General features: G+C 68.6%; 14 protein-coding genes. 3 read left to right on the top strand and 11 right to left on the bottom strand.

The window, feature by feature from the left end:
* The first annotated feature begins 42 nt into the window (after positions 1-42).
* Positions 43-1,068: an isopenicillin N synthase family dioxygenase gene (locus tag ACOQOP_RS11640; RefSeq protein WP_420566503.1), complete on the top strand. Its 1,026-nt coding sequence runs from the start codon at positions 43-45 to the stop codon at positions 1,066-1,068.
* On the opposite strand, the gene ACOQOP_RS11635 is transcribed toward ACOQOP_RS11640, so the two are convergent.
* Positions 1,065-2,246 carry a benzoate/H(+) symporter BenE family transporter gene (locus ACOQOP_RS11635; RefSeq protein WP_420566502.1) on the bottom strand — a complete coding sequence of 394 codons (1,182 nt, stop codon included), beginning with the start codon at positions 2,244-2,246 and terminating at the stop codon, positions 1,065-1,067. The two genes, ACOQOP_RS11640 and ACOQOP_RS11635, sit on opposite strands and share 4 nt — an antisense overlap.
* Before the next feature lie 96 nt (positions 2,247-2,342).
* Here ACOQOP_RS11635 and ACOQOP_RS11630 point away from each other — a divergent pair, with 96 nt between their 5' ends.
* Together ACOQOP_RS11630 and ACOQOP_RS11625 are read left to right on the top strand one after the other, a co-directional pair.
* Positions 2,343-3,026: a GntR family transcriptional regulator gene (locus ACOQOP_RS11630; RefSeq protein WP_420566501.1), complete on the top strand. Its 684-nt coding sequence runs from the start codon at positions 2,343-2,345 to the stop codon at positions 3,024-3,026.
* Between the two features lie 154 nt (positions 3,027-3,180).
* A complete protein-coding gene (locus tag ACOQOP_RS11625; protein ID WP_420566500.1) occupies positions 3,181-3,720 on the top strand; it encodes a peroxiredoxin in 540 nt (179 codons plus the stop codon).
* A gap of 72 nt (positions 3,721-3,792) precedes the next feature.
* Here ACOQOP_RS11625 and ACOQOP_RS11620 read toward each other — a convergent pair whose 3' ends face one another.
* The 10 genes from ACOQOP_RS11620 to fliF form a co-directional block, all read right to left on the bottom strand.
* Positions 3,793-4,509 (bottom strand): HAD family hydrolase, encoded by a 717-nt coding sequence (locus ACOQOP_RS11620; RefSeq protein WP_420566499.1) that lies wholly within the window; start codon positions 4,507-4,509, stop codon positions 3,793-3,795.
* Between the two features lie 24 nt (positions 4,510-4,533).
* Complete coding sequence (locus ACOQOP_RS11615; RefSeq protein WP_420566498.1) at positions 4,534-6,228, bottom strand: hypothetical protein; 1,695 nt, start codon at positions 6,226-6,228, stop codon at positions 4,534-4,536.
* A 237-nt stretch (positions 6,229-6,465) separates the two neighbouring features.
* On the bottom strand, positions 6,466-7,260 hold the full coding sequence (locus tag ACOQOP_RS11610; protein ID WP_420566497.1) for a MinD/ParA family protein: 795 nt from the start codon (positions 7,258-7,260) through the stop codon (positions 6,466-6,468).
* 20 nt (positions 7,261-7,280) lie between these two features.
* On the bottom strand, positions 7,281-8,240 hold the full coding sequence (locus ACOQOP_RS11605) for a hypothetical protein (protein WP_420566496.1): 960 nt from the start codon (positions 8,238-8,240) through the stop codon (positions 7,281-7,283).
* Between the two features lie 80 nt (positions 8,241-8,320).
* Positions 8,321-10,456, bottom strand: coding sequence for a flagellar biosynthesis protein FlhA (flhA, locus tag ACOQOP_RS11600; protein ID WP_420566495.1), 2,136 nt, complete (start codon positions 10,454-10,456; stop codon positions 8,321-8,323).
* 203 nt (positions 10,457-10,659) lie between these two features.
* Positions 10,660-12,102, bottom strand: coding sequence for a sigma-54 interaction domain-containing protein (locus ACOQOP_RS11595; protein ID WP_420566494.1), 1,443 nt, complete (start codon positions 12,100-12,102; stop codon positions 10,660-10,662).
* Between the two features lie 26 nt (positions 12,103-12,128).
* Entirely contained in the window at positions 12,129-12,986 is an 858-nt protein-coding gene (locus ACOQOP_RS11590) for a motility protein A (protein WP_420566493.1), read from the bottom strand.
* 65 nt (positions 12,987-13,051) lie between these two features.
* Positions 13,052-13,333 (bottom strand): flagellar motor switch protein FliN, encoded by a 282-nt coding sequence (gene fliN / locus ACOQOP_RS11585; protein WP_420566528.1) that lies wholly within the window; start codon positions 13,331-13,333, stop codon positions 13,052-13,054.
* Positions 13,334-13,435: 102 nt separating this feature from the next.
* A complete protein-coding gene (locus ACOQOP_RS11580) occupies positions 13,436-14,245 on the bottom strand; it encodes a hypothetical protein (protein ID WP_420566492.1) in 810 nt (269 codons plus the stop codon).
* A 122-nt stretch (positions 14,246-14,367) separates the two neighbouring features.
* Positions 14,368-16,053 (bottom strand): flagellar basal-body MS-ring/collar protein FliF, encoded by a 1,686-nt coding sequence (gene fliF / locus ACOQOP_RS11575; protein ID WP_420566491.1) that lies wholly within the window; start codon positions 16,051-16,053, stop codon positions 14,368-14,370.
* Between the last annotated feature and the right edge of the window lie 180 nt (positions 16,054-16,233).

Here is a 16,233-nt window from a genome sequence, read left to right as displayed (position 1 = left end):
GGGTGTGTACTGAAGGCCAGCGTCGTCGGCCGGAGGTGTGCCATGGGTTCGGGTGCGTTGGCGGAAGTTGAGCTTTCCGAGGATCTGAAGGGGCGGGAGGTCGGGTTCGACAGCATTCCCGTCATCGACATCTCGACCCTGGTGGACGGCAGTGATGAGGCCGGGGTGGCGGCCAAGCTGCGCGACGCGGCCGAGCGGGTCGGGTTCCTCTACGTCATCGGCCACGGCATTCCCAAGGCGATGGTCGATGGCATGTTCGCCCAGGCGCAGGCGTTCTTCGACCGGCCGATGGACGAAAAGATGGCGGTGCATATCGGCAAGTGGCCGGTTCATCGCGGATACTTTCCGCTCTTTGAGGAGAATACCGACCCCGCCATGACGGCGGATCTCAAGGAAGGCTTCGATATCGGCCGCGACCTCGGTCCCGACGATCCTGAGGTGCTGGCCGGGCTTCCGCTGCATGGTGCCAACCAGTGGCCGCAGGGCGACCCGTCGTTCCGCGCGGCTGCAGATGCCTATTTCAACGCGCTCTGCCGGCTCGGCGAGCGGCTGATGCGCGGCTTCGCCATCGCCCTCGACCTGGAGCCCGACTTCTTCGCCGACAAGATCGACCGGCCGCTCGCCCAGCTCCGGCTGCTGCACTATCCGCCCCAGAGCGGGCATGTGGTGGCCCGAACCATCGGCTGCGGCGCCCATACGGACTACGGCTGCGTGACCATCCTGGCCCAGGACGCCAGTGGCGGGCTGCAGGTGCGCAATACCGAGGGCGACTGGATCGCCGCCCCGCCGATCCCGGGCGCCTTCGTGGTCAACCTGGGCGACCAGATGGCCCGCTGGACCAACGGCCGGTTCCAGGCGACGCCCCACCGGGTGATCAACGTCTCGGGCAGGGAGCGGTACTCGATGCCGTTTTTCTTCGACCCGAACTGGGAGGCGGAGATCGCCTGCCTGCCGAGCTGCGAAATCCCGGGCGAGGCGCCCAGGTTCGCGCCGGTTCTGGCCGGGCCGTATCTGCAGTCCCGGTTCGACGCGACCTTCACCTACCGCCAGGACAAGCCGGCGACCTAGCGCCCGAGCTTCAGCAGCGCCAGCATCGCGCCGCCGGCCAGCAGCCCCCAGAAGGCGGCGCCGATGCCGAGGATCGACAGGCCGGAGGCGGTCGTCACGAAGGTGACGATGGCCGGAAGGTGCTCGTCCGGCTTCGATAGGGCCGAGGCCGCCGCGCCGGCGAGGCTGGCCAGCAGGGCGAGCCCTGCCACCGTCTGGATCAGCAGCGGCGGCGAGGCGGTGGCGAAGGCGGCGGCGATCCCGGCAAGCAGCGCGATCACGATGTACGACATCCCGGCGGTCAGCGAGGCGATGTAGCGCTTCTTCGGATCGGGATGGGCGTCGGGCCCGGCGCACAGGGCGGCGGTGATTGCCGCCAGGTTCAGCATGTGGCCGCCGAAGAAAGCGGTGACGACGCTGGCGGCACCGGTGGTCACGAACAGGGGCGAGGCGGCCGGCCGGTAGCCGTTGGCGTTCAGCACGGCAAGCCCGGGAATGTTCTGCGAGGCCATGGTGACCAGGAACAGCGGCAGGGAGATGCCGATGATCGAGTCCAGACTGAAGCTCGGCATTACCAGCACCGGCACCGGCCAGGCGGTCTGGAACGCGCCCTCGGGCAACGGGGTTGAGAGCGGGATCACGATGGCGGCGACCACCACCGCCGCCAGGACCGCGTAGAGCCGGGCGAAACGAAGGGTCACCGCCCAGACGACGATGATCGCCGCCGCCTGCCAGGGAAATTCACTTATCGCCTCGATCGGGGCGAGGCACAGGTTCAGCAGCACGCCGGCCAGCATGGCGCTGGCCAGGCTCGCCGGGATCGCCTCCACGGCCCGGCCGAACTGGCGCCACAGCCCGGCGATCACGATGAGGGCGGCCGCCACCAGGAAGGCGCCGACAGCCTCGGCGAAGCCGCCATGGGGCAGGCCGGTGGAGACCAGCAGCGCGGCCCCCGGCGTCGACCAGGCGAAGCTGAGCGGCAGCCGGCTGCGCCAGGCCAGCACGATCATCAGCAGCCCCTGTCCGGCGGACAGCGCGATCAGCCCCGAGGCGGCCTGTTCCGGGGTGGCGCCCACCGCCTGCAACCCGGCGAGCACGACGGCGAAGGAACTGGCGAACCCGACGATGGCGGTCAGCAGGCCGGCGGAGATCGGGATGACGGGGGAGGCCTGGATCGGTTCGGGTCGGGCGTCGGACATGGGAGGTTCCCGGAGGGTTGGCGGCACGGGATTTGACTTCAGTCCGGCAGAGGGTAGACTTAAGATTGGATCCAATCAACAAATGGATGGATTTCGATGAGCTCGGAGGACGGTTTCGACTTCGCCGCCCTGGCCGCCGGGGAGGCGGACCGGCCGCGCACGGCCTCGGAATTCGTCCAGCGGGCCCTGCGCGCCGCCATTCTGGACGGGCGCATCCCTCCGGGCACGCCGCTCCGGCAGGAGGCGCTGGCCGCGGCCTTCGATGTGAGCCGGATGCCGGTGCGCGAAGCGCTGCGGCAGCTGGAGGCACAGGCGCTGCTGGAGTTCACCCCGCATAAGGGCGCGGTGGTGGCCGAGCTCTCGGCCCAGGATCAGGCGGACACCTATCTGATCCGCCGGGCGCTGGAGCCGGTGGCCTTCGCCCAGTCGATTCCGCATCTGACCCGTGAGGATCTGGAGCGGGCCGAGGACCTGATCGCCGATATGGACCGCGAACCGGACCATGGCCGGCTGGGTGAACTGAACCGGCGTTTCCACCTCTCGCTCTATGCCCGGGCCGGGAGTCCGAAGCTGCTCCGGCTGGTGGAGCGACAGCTTACCGAGCATGACCGCTACCTGCGCTTTCACCTGGCGATGATGGGGCGTGAGCGCATGTCTCAGGTCGATCACATCGCCATGCTCGCCGCAGCGGCGGCCGGTGACATCGACATGGCGACGTCTGTGCTGCAGCGCCATATCGATGTCGCCGCCGAAGACAGCGCCCGCTTCTTTGGGGTCTGAATTCAATCGCTTAACAATAATTTACAAAGCAATGTTCAATTTTGTGCAGTGCGACAATTCCCCGCTCGACGGGGCAGACCATCCAGGTTAGACAGGTTCCAATCTGGTAGTGCCTCACATTACCTGTCCAGATTTCGATCCAATGGAGGGATATATGATCGGCCGTAAGGTTCCGTCGGTGACGTTCCGGACCCGCGTGCGTGACGAGTCCATCGAGGGCCCGAATCCGTATCGCTGGCAGGACGTGACGACCGACGATTACTTCAAGGGTAAGCGCGTCGTCCTGTTCTCGCTGCCGGGCGCCTTCACCCCGACCTGCTCGACCTACCAGCTTCCGGACTTCGAGAAGCTGTATGACGACTTCAAGGCTGCCGGCATCGACGCGATCTACTGCCTGTCGGTCAACGACGCCTTCGTCATGAACGCCTGGGGCAAGTCTCAGGGCGTGGAGAAGGTCGGCCTGATCCCCGACGGCTCCGGCGAGTTCACCCGCAAGATGGGCATGCTGGTCGCCAAGGACAATCTGGGCTTCGGCATGCGCTCCTGGCGTTACGGCGCGGTCGTCAACGACGGCGTCATCGAGATGTGGTTCGAGGAGCCGGGTCACTCCGACCTGTGCGAGACCGACCCGTATGGCGAGAGCTCGCCGCAGACCATCCTGAAGGCCGTTCAGGAAAAGGCTGCTGCCGCGTAATCAGCGCGACACGACCGGCTCAAGGTCAGCAGGGGCGCTTCGGCGCCCCCGTTCGCGTTTCCAGGGCCGGGTTCAGGGTTCGAGAAGTTCGGCCAGCCGCGTGATGATCCGGTCCGGCTTTGCCGCGTGGCCCTCCGGCAGCCCCTTGCCGACGGGGTCGCGCCAGATCGCGTAGAAGCCGAGCCGCTGGGGGACGATCACCTCCCAGTCCAGGTTGTCGCCGATGATCCAGGTCTCCTCCACCAAGGTGCCCAGCTTCTCCAGCGCATGGGCATAGGCCTGCTCCTCCGGCTTGCCGAAGCCGACCTCCCCTTCGATCTGGATGTGGTGGAAATGCCGGGCCAGCTCGAACCGGTCGACCTTGGCGCGCTGCTCGATCGCGTTCCCGTTGGTGATCAGGCCTAGGCGCACGCCGCGCTGGGCGAGGCCGTCCAGGGTCTCGACCGCATCGGGGAACAGCCTGGTATCGGCGGTCCGCTGCTCGGTGAAGTGGCGGCCGAGCCGGTCGATCAGGGCCTCGTTCTCGGCCCAGCCCAATTCCGTGAACGCCCGGGTCAGGATGGTCTTGCGGGCCGTCAGGATGTCCAGCCGCCCGACCCGGTGGCGCTCCGCGTCGGACCAGTACCATTGGGCCGAGCCGTGGATCGCCGCCGCCGCCTCCTCGACCGTCGGATCGCCGGGCAGCCCGTCCAGGCTCTGCAGCGCCTTGGTCCACGCCTTGCGCGGGTGCAGGTGGGCAGAGATCAGCGTGTCGTCGAGGTCGAACAGAATGGCGGGAGGCAGGCCCATCGAGGATCCTTCGTCACAGGTCGGTCAGGCGAACAGCGACTCCGTATCGCCCGCGGCCCCGGTCTGAAGCTCGGCGACAGGCAGCGGCGGGAGGACAGGGGTCGCCTTGAAGGCGAGGCGGCCCTGGATGCCGGTGCGGTCCAGGGTGCCGTCGAACAGCGCCTTGATGTCATGGCGGACCAGGCCGGGCAACGGTTTCGTGGTGCGGATCCACAGGTCGACCAGGTCGTTGCGCACCAGCCCGTCGAGCCGGAACGGGCCGAGCTGGGACAGCTCCAGATCGACCAGGAAGGCGGTGCCGTCGTCGCCGGCACTCCCGTCCTTGCCGCGTCCGCCGCGACGGCCGCGGGTCAGGATCCGGATCGGCCGCTTCTCGTCGCCGACCACGGGCACCAGAAACGCACGCCAGCCGTTGTCGCCGGGCTCGGCCGCGCGCTGCAAGGTCTGGAAATCCTCCGCCAGGGCCGACAGCAGCCCGCCGCGCCCCGCGCTTTCAAGTGCCCTGGAGGCGTCGTTCCCGAACCAGGAGCGCATGTCGCCGACCTTCAGCGCGTTCATGAAGAACAACATGGCCGCCGTCATCTGCGGTGAGGGGCGGACCATGGCCTGGGTCATTTGGGCGGCCGCCTGAGGGCCGAGTGCCTCCTGCAGGGCCCGCATCGCGCCTTCCAGCGCCGGCCATTCGCGCGCCAGCACGGAGAGCGGGGCGGGACGCTCGGCCGTCGGCATCTCGCCGACCCGGCTGGCCAGCACGTCCAGCGCCACCCGGTCGCCGATCCTGAGATCGCTGGTGGCGTTGATGGCCAGATGGCCGAAGGGGGTGGCCACCACGGGGCGGCCGGACTGGGTCACGCCGGAGACGGTGCCGGCCAGGACGGTCGACGAGCCGCTACCGGCGGCCGGCGTGGGAGGGCCGTCGACCCGGGCGCCGACGAAGCGGGCAGCCTCGGCGCCGGTGGCCAGCACCCGCACGGTCACCACCGCGCCGACCGGCAATTGCGAGCCGCCCGGTGTGCTCGGCACGGTCGCCGCGGCCAACCCGGCACCGGAACTCGCGCCGGCCGGCGCGCCTGCGGGTACCGGCGTGCCCTGTGGCGTCTGCGGCGACGGCGCCTGATCGGCCCGACCCGTGAGGCCTAAGGCGTTGCGATAGGCCGACTGAACCGCGAGTGCGCTCGGGCCGGGTGCGGCGGGGGGCGTGGCCGGAGCGGCGGCCGGCGGTGCGCCAGGTGTCTGGCCGGTGGCCGGTGCAGCGGGCTGTCCTGGAGCAGAAGAAGATGTTCCCGGCGCTGCGGGCGTCGCCGGTGCCGCGGCACCCGTCGGCACCGCCGGCTGACCCGGGAGCGGACCCTGCGGCGTGGCCGGCGTCTGCCCGGTTGGGACCGGTGCCGGGCCCGGGACGGTGACCGCCTGAAGAATGCGGCCCACGGTCAGGGGCACGGTCGGCGCCGGCGTGTTGGTGCCGGTGGAGACGGCCGGCTGGGTGACGCCGCCGGGACGCATGGTGACGACGAGCTGGGGCGGTGTGGCGGTTGGATTGCGCAGTTCCACGCTGACCCGGCCGCCGTTCCGCAGCAGCTCGGCCACCTGGGCGCGGGAGAGGTCGGCGCGGATGTCGCCCTGGGCGGTGCGCAGGGTGACGCTGCCGTCGGCATTGCGGGTCACCGCTTCGGCCTCGATCACCGTGCCGGGTTGAGCGCGGGCGAGGTCCGGGGGCAATGGCTGCTGGGCCTGGGCGGGACTGCTGGCCGGCTGCGGGGACGCAGTCTGGCCCGGCTGTCCCGTGGGGGTCTGAGTGGCCTGACCCTGGGCCGGCTGACCCTGGGCCGGCTGACCCTGGGGAGACGGGCCTTGGGCGGGCGTAGGCGTGGCCGCCGGTTTCGAGCCGGAGCCCGGCGGGAGGGGAGGGGGCCCGGATGCCCCGTCGGTCATGGTGCCGGGCTCATCGCTGCGCGGTCAGTCGTCGCCATGGATCAGGCCGTCGGCGATCCGCTCCACGTCGCTTCCGGCATCGGAGGTCGGCGCGCGGGTGAGCAGGGGCACCTGGGCCCGGATCGCTTCGGAGACCTTGCGGTCGCGGCGGATCACCTCGGCCATCGGCGGGGTGACGTGCAGGAAGTTCTGGCAGGCCTTGCGCAGAGTCTCATAGGTCTTCAGGCCTTCGCCGCGGGTATCGGCGTTGTTCACCACCACCCGCACATCCGCACCGCTGTCGGAGCCGATGACCACCTTCACGAAGGCATAGGCGTCGGTCAGCGATGTCGGTTCCGGGGTGGTGACGACGAGACACGTCCCGGCCCGAGCCGCCAGCATCCGCACGGTGCGGTCGAGGCCGGCGCCGAGGTCCATCACCACGGTGTCGTAGCCGGCGCAGAGCTGCACGAGTTCGGTGCCGAGGCTGGCGAGCTTGGCCGAGGGAAGCTGGGCCAGGTTTCCGGAGCCGGAGCGGCCGGCGATGATGTCGAACTTGCCGTCGTCGTAGCGCACCTTGGCCTGGGCCAGGGTCAGCCGGCCGGACAGCACGCCGCCCAGGTCGCGCTGGGGCATGAGGCCGAGCTGGATGTCCACGTTGGCGAGGCCGAGAACGGCATCGAACAGCAGGACCTTGCGACCCATCCGCGCCAGGGCGTGGCACAGCGTGACGGAGAACCATGTCTTGCCGACTCCGCCCTTCCCGGACGCCACGGCGATCAGGTTCGTCGCCTTCTGAAGCTTGCCACCCGTCGGCGCGGGGGCGTCACTGGGAACCATTTCAGGTCCTTTCCTTACCGTCATTCTGCCGCTTCCTCGCGGGCCGAGTGTTCATTGGGAAGCAAGAGTCGCGCCAAAGAGACCGGGTTGAGGGGGCCGAGGCCGTCGGCGACCCCCGAACCGATGCCGACTTCGGCGAAGGCAAGGCGTCCGGCATCGGCCGCCGCCAGGATCGAGCCCAGGCGCCTGGCGATGTCGAGGCGGGTGGCGATCAGCCGTCGGGCGCCGATCCGGGCATAGGCCCGGGCCTGGTCGATGGCGTCGAGCGGGTCGGTCCCGGCGGCCATGACCAGCACCATTTCGGCGTCCAGCCCCTCCACTAGACGGCGCTGGTGCTCCAAATCTTCCGGATCGAACGGATTGCCGCCGGCACAATCGACCAGGGTCAGGGTGCCGGGCGCGCCGGCCGCCACGGCATCGCTCAACTCGTCGCAGGTGCCGGCGGTCAGCAGGTCGACCTTCAGCAGCCGGGTGAAGGCTTCCAACTGGTCGTAGCCGCCGGCGCGCACCGTATCGGTGGTGATGACGTTGACCGGCTTCTTCTTCATCACCTGGCGGGTGGCCAGCTTGGCGGTGGTCACCGTCTTGCCGGCCCCGGGCAGGCCGACCAGGACGATCGGCCGGGTGCCGGTGACCGGCAGCGGCTGGAACTTGAAATGCTGGTCGAGCGCGCCGGCCAGGGCCAGTTTGGCGTCGTCGGCGTCCAGGGAGCTGGCGATGCGGGTGATCTTCTCCGAGAGTTCGGCGATCACGTTGTGATGGGTCAGGGCCTCGACGATCTCGTCGATCGGGTCGATCTGGTCCTCGTCATAATCCCAGGCGTCCTCCTCCTCCGGTGCCTCGATCGCTGCGGTCAGGCGCACGCCGATCCCGCCTTCGCCCTTCTGGGTCGACACGATGATCGCGTCCGGACCCAGATGGGTTTTGACGAGCTGCATGGCCTCGTTCATCGAGGGTGCGGTGAAGGTCTTTAGACGCATGCCTTAGTCGTGGCCCCGCTTATTCCTTGTGCCGTCCGCTTGTGCCGCGGATCTCAGTCTACATACGGTTCCGGGCGTTCTCAGATCTGCCCAAGGGTGCGGATCTTCGCCTTCGGATGGATTTCGTTCTGCGATATTATCACGGTCTGCGGTCGGAAACGCTCGACGATCGAGCGGACATAGGGCCGGATCGCCGGCGAGGTCAGCAGCGCGGGCTGTTCGCCCATCGCGGTGTACTTGTCGAACTGGTGGCGGATCGTCGTGATGAACTGCTGCAGCCGGCTCGGCGCCATGGAGAGCTGCCGGTCGTCGCCCTGGCCGACCATGGATTCCGCGAAGGCCTGCTCCCATTCCGGCGACAGCGACACCAGCGGGATCACCCCGTCCTCGCCCGCCTGGGACTCGCTGATCTGGCGGGCCAGGCGCGAGCGCACGTGCTCGGTGATGGTGGACACGTTGCGGCTGTAGCCGGCGGCCTCGCCCACGCCCTCCAGGATCGTCGGCAGGTCGCGGATCGACACGCGCTCGTTCAGCAGGCTCTGCAGCACCCGCTGCAGTCCGCCGAGCGAGATCTGGCCCGGGATGATGTCGGCGACCAGCTTCTGGTGCTCCGGCGCCAACTCGTCCAGCAGCTTCTGGGTCTCGCCGTAGGACAGCAGCTCCGACATGTGGTCGCGGATCGTTTCCGTCAGGTGGGTGGTGATGACCGTCGACGGGTCCACCACCGTATAGCCCTTGAACAGGGCCTCCTCGCGGTTCTCCGGCGCCACCCACATGGCCGGCAGGCCGAAGGTCGGCTCCCGCGTGGCGGTACCCGGCAGGTCGATCTGGCCGCCGCCCGGGTCCATCACCAGCAGCCGGTTCGGCCGCAGCTCGCCGGTGCCGACCTCGATCTCCTTGATCCGGATGACATAAGCGTTGGCGCCGAGCTGCAGGTTATCCTGGATGCGGACCTGCGGCATGATGAAGCCGCTCTCCACCGCGAGCTGGCGGCGCAGCGCCTTGATCTGGTCGGTCAGCCGCTGGCCCTCGATCGCCTCGTTGATCAGCGGCAGCAGGCCGTAGCCCAGCTCCAGGCGGATCAGGTCGATATGCAGGGCCGAGCCGATCGGCTCCTCCGGCGGCGGGGCGGCGGCCTCCACCTCGGCGGCCTCCTGTTCCTTCTGGGCCATCGTCTCGGTCTGGCGCCACAGATAGTAGGCACCGCCGCCGGTCGCCGCGGCGATCATCAGGAAGGGCAGCATCGGGATGCCGGGCAGGGTGGACATGATCACCATCAGCCCTGCGCTCATCGCCAGCGCCTTGGGATAGCCGCCGAGCTGGCCGAACACCGCTTTGTCGGCCGATCCCTCGGTCCCCGCCTTGGTCACCAGCATACCGGCGGCGGTGGAGACGATCAGGGCGGGGATCTGGCTGACCAGGCCGTCGCCCACGGTCAGGATCGTGTAGGTATTGGCAGCCTCGGAGAACGACAGGTCGTTCTGCGCCATGCCGATGATCATGCCGCCGATGACGTTGATGAAGGTGATCAGCAGGCCGGCGATGGCGTCGCCACGCACGAACTTCGACGCACCGTCCATGGAGCCGTAGAAGCTGCTCTCCGAGGTCAGCTCCTCGCGACGCTTGCGGGCCTCGTCCTCATTGATCAGGCCGCTCGACAGGTCGGCATCGATCGCCATCTGCTTGCCCGGCATGGCGTCCAGGCTGAAGCGGGCGGACACTTCGGCGATACGGCCGGAACCCTTGGTGATGACGATGAAGTTCACCAGCACCAGGATGGCGAAGACGATCACGCCGATTACCGGGTTGCCGGACATCATGAAGTTGCCGAAGGCCTCGATGACCTGTCCCGCAGCATCCGGACCGGTATGGCCTTCGCCCAGGATGAGGCGGGTGGAGGCCAGATTCAGGGACAGCCGCAGCATGGTGGCGATCAGCAGGATCGTCGGGAAGGAGCTGAACTGCAGCGGCTTCTCGATGAACAGGACGGTCATCAGGATCAGCACGGAGAACACCAGGCTGATCGCCAGGCTGAAATCCAGCAGCCAGGTCGGCATCGGCAGGATCAGCACCGACAGGATGGCGATCACGCCGGTCGCCAGCATCAGATCGCCGCGCTTGGAGAGGCTCTCCAGGCTCAGGGACGGCATGGAGAAGCCGCCGCCTCCGCCGCCCCGGTTGCCGCCGCCTCCGGCCTGATTGGACGTGTCCGCCATGGTTCAGCCGATCCCACGGTGCTGGGTGTTCGGAGTCAGACCGATCCCAAACGCACTCCCCGGCCTTGTGCCGGGGCCCACCCCCGACGATGCACGAGCCTCTCCCGGCAACGTCCGGCCGCGCCGCGCCGTGGGCCCCGGCACGGGGCCGGGGAGACGCGGAGAGGGGGGAGGGGGAGCAGAGGGGCGCATCATCCGTGGCCTCAGCCCGCGACCCGGTCGCCGTCGCCCGGCGACGGCACGTCGAAGCCCTCGTCGGTGTACTGCTTCACCTTGTTGCGCAGGGTGCGGATAGAAATCCCCAGGATGTTCGCCGCATGGGTCCGGTTGCCGAGGCAATGGGACAGGGTGTCGATGATCAGATGCCGTTCCACATCGGCCACCGTGCGGCCGACCAGGCTCCCGGTTTCGGTCACGACCGGGCCGGACGGCTCGGCCGGCGCCGCGGGGGCCGGAGCGTGGGACTGCGGGGCTGCAGGCGCGGGCGCCGCCGGCTCGGCGCGCGGCGTGCTGGAGAAGGCCGGGGTCGGCGAGGCGGGCGTCATGCCTTCGCCGGTCAGGATGATGGCGTCCACGTCAATCGCGTCGCCATGGGCCAGCAGCACCGCGCGGTGCATCGTATTCTCCAGCTCGCGCACGTTCCCGCGCCAGGTATGGCTCTCCAGCCGGGCCAGCGCGCCCTCGGTCAGCGGCCGTTCCGGCGCGCCGTTGGCCTCGGCGTATTTCTTGGCAAAATGGCCGGCCAGTGCGCGGATGTCGCCCGGCCGGTCGCGCAGAGCCGGGAGCTGCAGGTTGAACACGTTCAGCCGGAAATACAGGTCCTCGCGGAAGTGGCCGTTCTGGACATGGCGTTCCAGGTCGCGGTTCGAGGTGGCGATCAGGCGGATGTCGACCTTCACCGGCGTGCTGCCGCCGACCCGGTCGATCTCGCGCTCCTGGATCGCGCGCAGCAGCTTGGCCTGCAGGCGGATGTCCATCTCGCTGATTTCGTCCAGCAGCAGGGTGCCGCCATGGGCTTCCTCGAACTTGCCGATGCGCTTGGCGACCGCGCCGGTGAACGCGCCCTTCTCGTGGCCGAACAGCTCTGATTCCAGCAGGTTGTCGGGGATCGCCGCACAGTTCACCGACACGAACTTTTCGTTGGCGCGGCGCGACTTGGTGTGGACGTAGCGGGCCAGCACCTCCTTACCGGTGCCGGACTCGCCGGTGATCAGCACGCTGGCGTCGGAGGGGGCGATCTGGTCGGCCAGCTTCAGCACGCCGGCCATGATCGGGTCGCGGAAGATGACCGAGGTCTGCTCCTCGGCGACGGCGGCGAGGATGGCGGCGATCAGCTCCGCGTTGGGCGGCAGCGGCATGTATTCCTTGGCGCCGGCGCGGATTGCGGCGACCGCGGCATCGGGGTCCGACTGCACGCCGCAGGCGACCACAGGGCAGTTGATCCGCTCCTGCTTCATCTGCTTCAGCATCTTGGCGACGGGCTGGCGGATATCGACCATGGTCAGGTCGGCACCCGGCCCCTCGCGCAGGATCTTCAGCCCGGCCTCGATGCCATCCACATGGCTCACCTTGGCGCCGCGCTGGAGCGCGATCTGCCCGGCCGCACTGATGTGGCCTTCCAGGGTTCCGACGATCAACAGACGCATCTATCAGTCTCCGACGGGCTATTCGGTCAGGTGTAGAAGGTCAGCCGCTGGGAAGGCGGCAGGACCGTGTTGAGCATGGTCTCGAGCTGGCGCGGGTTCTCCTGACGGGCGATGGAGGTCGCGCAGACCATGTAGATCTGCTGGATCAGCCGCTCGTCGGCCGCATTGCGGTCCACCTTCGCCGCCACCGGCGCGAAGATCATGTAGGCCATCACCGCACCGTAGAATGTCGTCAGCAGGGCGACGGCCATGGCCGGGCCGATGCTGTTCGGGTCGTTCAGGGTGGACAGCATCTGGATCAGGCCGACCAGCGTGCCGATCAGGCCCATGGCCGGCGCCACTTCCGCCGCCCGGCGCAGGACGTTGGCCGACCGGGTCATGCGCTCGGTCGTCGCCTCGATCTCGGTGTGCAGCACTTCCTCGATCTGGTCCGGGTTGGCGCCGTCCACCGCCATGGCGACGGCGCGCTGCAGGAACGGCTCGTTGACGAGCTGCGGCAGGATCGCGTCCAGGGCGAGCACGCCGGCGCGCCGGCCGATCTCGGCCAGGTTCATGGCGCGTTCGCAGGCGCGGCGGCTGTCGCGCTGCGGCGGGAAGATCGTGTGGAAGATCAGCGGAAGGACGCCGAACGCCTCGCCGATCGAGAAGGAGACCGTGGTCACCGCCATGGTCCCCAGCAGCACGATCAGGACGCTGGGCAGGTTCCAGAACGAGGCGAGCGAGCCGCTCCACATCATCGCCGCGGCCACCAGGACGAAGGCGGCGACCAGGCCGATCAGCAGCGCGCCGTCCACCGTCCTGCCGGTCGACGGGACGTCATAGGACACCGTGCCCCCACCGGTCTGGGGGGCAGCGCGCGAAGGCACGTAGTCCGCATCCGCCATGCGTCGTTCTCCGTCATCCGGCACGGTGCCGTTCCCTCCGGTGCGTCACAGCCGTCCGTCGGCCATCAGGCCGGCCGGTCGGACTTGATGATTTCCGTCATGGTCACGCCGAGCCGCTCGTCGACGATCACCACTTCGCCGCGGGCGACGAGGCGGTTGTTCACGTAGATGTCGATGGCCTCGCCGACCTTGCGGTCGAGCTCCACCACGGCGCCGCGGCCGAGCTTCAGCAGCTGGCTGACCTGCATGCTGGTCTTGCCGAGGACGGCGGACACCTGAACCGGGATGTCGTAGACCGCCTCGAGCTCGCGCGCGGTGATCTGGCCCTTGCCGTCGTCGCCGAGCATCTCTTCGGGATCGTCGGCGTCCTGCTGGGCCATGGCCGCCGCCATGTCGTCGTCGTCCAGGTCGTCGAGATTGAGATCGTCGTCGGACATGGCGTCCTCCTATCAGGCGGGAATGGATTGCGGGTCGGCAGCGCCCATCTCGTCGGGCTCCGCCTCGGGCTGTTCGTTGGGCGTCTCGTCGGGGGCGTCCTCAGCCGGCGTCGGCACGGAGACCTCGGCCGGGGCCTCGGTCTTCGCCCGTTTCGGTGCGCCGGTGAGCACCCGCTCGGTGATCTGGTCGATCTGGCCCCAGACGTCATCCAGGGACCGTTCGACCGCACCGGCCTGCCAGGAGACGCGGCAGTCGTCCATCTGCAGCTCTGGGTCGCCCACCAGCACCACCTGGCCCTCGTAGCCGACGCGCGAGGCCATCAGTTCGACCTTGCCCGACAGCGGCTCCTCAAGCTCCTTGGCGACGCGGATCATCACCTTGGGCTGCTCGGTCAGGAAGCCGAAGGCCTCGCGGATCACCGCTTCCACCTCAGGCAATTCGCGCTCGCGGGAGAGTTCCGGCGCCAGCCGGCCCATGACGGCAAGGCCGAGGCGGGCGGCATCGCTCTCCATCTGCTTGGTCCAGTCGGCATGCTGCTCGAACACCTTGCCGACCCGCGAGAAGACCGCGTCGAGGGTGCGCGCGACCTGCTGCTCGATGCCGGCCATGGCGTCGTCCATGCCGTCCTGGCGGCCGCGGGCATAGGCATCGGCCTTTGCCGCCTCCAGTTCCTCGACCGTGTAGGTCGGCGGCTTGTTCGCCTCGGCCTCCCGGGCGGCGCGCTCGGCGGCCTGCTGGGCGGCCAGACGCGCCTCGTCGGCCCCGTCGTCGAAGCTGTAGTCGAACATGAAGGGCTTCGGCTTCGGCTTAGGCTTGGCCATGCACAGTCGCTCCCCACTCCTCCGGCGGCCGGACCACCGTCAATGCGCCCACCCTAACAGGCCGGCTCCACCCCATGCGACCCGCGGCGGCGTCAGCCGAGGGCAGCGCCGCGCGGTGCCGATCAGGTCTGGGCCCCTTCCTGGTACATCCAGTTCCGGATGATGGCCACGGCCTCTTCCGGGTGCTTGTCGACGATCTCGCCGATCTTGCGCAGGGAGGAGGCGCGGACACGGCCTTCCACCTGATTGATGTCGATCATCTGGTCGAGCAGGCTTTCCTCGGCATCCTCCTCGCCCTCCAGCAGTTCGGCCATGTCGGCGGTGGCACCCGGACCGGCGAGCTGTGCCATCTCGCCGCCCGCCATCAGGCTGCCGGCCCCGCCGGCGCCGCCGGCCAGAGTCGTCGGCATGCTCTCGAACAGGCGGGTGAGGACCGGACGGACGACCAGCAGGATGACCAGCAGGCCGACCACCGCGAGCACCAGCACTTCGGCGAGCTGCAGCAGCTCCTCCTTGGAGATGCCGAACAGCAGCGACCCGTCGTCCAGCTCGCCCGGATCGAGCTTCACGAACTCCATGTTGACCACTTCGACCACATCGTTCCGGTCTTCATTGAAGCCGATGGCCGACTTCACCAGGGTCTCGATCGCGTCGAGCTGCTGCTGGCTGCGCGGCTCGTAGACCCGGTCGCCGTCGTCGTTGCGCGTGTAGTTGCCGTCCACCAGAACCGCGACCGACAGCCGCTGGACCTCGCCACCTTCCTTCACCCGTTCGGTGACGGTGCGCGAGATCTCGAAGTTGGTGGTCTCCTCGGTCCGGTTCTGCTGACGGGTCGAGGTGTTGGTGGTGCCGCCGTTATTAACGTCGGCTTCCGGCAGGTTGTTCTGAACCGTGACCGTGTCCTCGCCGGCGCGCTCGGATTCCTGGTTGGTCTCCTCGATTGCCTGGGTGGAGCGGGCAACCACCTCGTCCGGGTTGTAGCGCTCCCGGCTCTCGGTCAGCCGGTCGTAGTTGATGTCGGCGGACACCTCGGCGCGGACCCGGCCCAGGCCGACGGTCTGCTCGACCAGTTCCTCGATCTGCTGGCGCAGCCGGTTCTCGAAGGCACGGCGCATTTCCTCGGCGTTCTGCAGCGCGAGGGCGGCCGACCCTTCCTCGCCGAAACCCCGGGCCAGAAGCTGGCCGCGGTCGTCGAGGATCGACACGCCTTCCGGCGTCAGCTGGGGCACGGCGGCGGCGACCAGATGCTGGATCGCCAGGATCTCTTCCTTGCCCGGGCGCAGGGTGCCGTTGGTCTGCAGCACCACCGACGCGCTCGGCTCCTGCTGCTGGCGCGAGAACAGCTCGCGGCGCGGCAGCACGAGGTGGACGCGTGCGGCGCGGACGTTGCGGATCGACGAAATGGTGCGGCCGAGTTCGCCTTCCAGGGCGCGGACCAGGTTGACGTTCTGGACGAAGCTGGTCGTGCCGAGGCCCTGGCTCTCGTCGAACACCTCGTAGCCGATGCCGCCGCCGCCCGGGATGCCCTGCTCGGCCAGGCTGACCCGCAGGTTCAGCATCTGGTCGGACGGCACGAAGACCTGGGTGCCGCCGGCCTTGAGCTGGTAGGGGATGCTGCGGCTCTCCAGCTCGCGCACGATGGCGCCGCTATCCGCCGGATCCAGATCCGAATACAGCAGCGACATGCTGCCGCTCGACAGGCGCGACACCAGGAAGATGAAGAACCCGACCACGGCGAGCGCCGTGCCGATAAGGGCAGCCAGGCGGACCGGTCCGAGGTTGCGAACGAGATCGGCGAAGGGATTCATGATCGGTCACTTCCCCCAAAGCGGGTCCGAAAGGCGGACCTCGAAACGGGCGCTGGCACGGACGGCAATTCCGTCGGCCTGGTCGGCGTCCCCGATGGTGCGCGGCGGTAATGCTGCCGTTAATTTCTGTAAAATTTTATACAAAACCCTGACACCATTGTCCATGGCTATGTGGGCAAA

Source organism: Thalassobaculum sp., from assembly GCF_965223715.1.
In the GTDB taxonomy this organism is placed as follows: Bacteria; Pseudomonadota; Alphaproteobacteria; order Thalassobaculales; family Thalassobaculaceae; genus Thalassobaculum.
Note: the sequence above shows the minus strand (reverse complement) of the source record. Positions and strands in the feature narration are given on the sequence as shown.

Bases quoted from the DNA above. Each gene is read 5' to 3' on its own strand.
- fliF (WP_420566491.1), bottom strand. From the start codon at position 16,053: ATGAATCCCTTCGCCGATCTCGTTCGCAACCTCGGACCGGTCCGCCTG.
- ACOQOP_RS11605 (WP_420566496.1), bottom strand. From the start codon at position 8,240: ATGCGTCTAAAGACCTTCACCGCACCCTCGATGAACGAGGCCATGCAG.
- ACOQOP_RS11640 (WP_420566503.1), top strand. From the start codon at position 43: ATGGGTTCGGGTGCGTTGGCGGAAGTTGAGCTTTCCGAGGATCTGAAG.
- ACOQOP_RS11635 (WP_420566502.1), bottom strand. From the start codon at position 2,246: ATGTCCGACGCCCGACCCGAACCGATCCAGGCCTCCCCCGTCATCCCG.
- ACOQOP_RS11595 (WP_420566494.1), bottom strand. From the start codon at position 12,102: ATGCGTCTGTTGATCGTCGGAACCCTGGAAGGCCACATCAGTGCGGCC.
- ACOQOP_RS11590 (WP_420566493.1), bottom strand. From the start codon at position 12,986: ATGGCGGATGCGGACTACGTGCCTTCGCGCGCTGCCCCCCAGACCGGT.
- fliN (WP_420566528.1), bottom strand. From the start codon at position 13,333: ATGCTCGGCGACGACGGCAAGGGCCAGATCACCGCGCGCGAGCTCGAG.
- flhA (WP_420566495.1), bottom strand. From the start codon at position 10,456: ATGGCGGACACGTCCAATCAGGCCGGAGGCGGCGGCAACCGGGGCGGC.
- ACOQOP_RS11630 (WP_420566501.1), top strand. From the start codon at position 2,343: ATGAGCTCGGAGGACGGTTTCGACTTCGCCGCCCTGGCCGCCGGGGAG.
- ACOQOP_RS11625 (WP_420566500.1), top strand. From the start codon at position 3,181: ATGATCGGCCGTAAGGTTCCGTCGGTGACGTTCCGGACCCGCGTGCGT.
- ACOQOP_RS11610 (WP_420566497.1), bottom strand. From the start codon at position 7,260: ATGGTTCCCAGTGACGCCCCCGCGCCGACGGGTGGCAAGCTTCAGAAG.
- ACOQOP_RS11580 (WP_420566492.1), bottom strand. From the start codon at position 14,245: ATGGCCAAGCCTAAGCCGAAGCCGAAGCCCTTCATGTTCGACTACAGC.
- ACOQOP_RS11620 (WP_420566499.1), bottom strand. From the start codon at position 4,509: ATGGGCCTGCCTCCCGCCATTCTGTTCGACCTCGACGACACGCTGATC.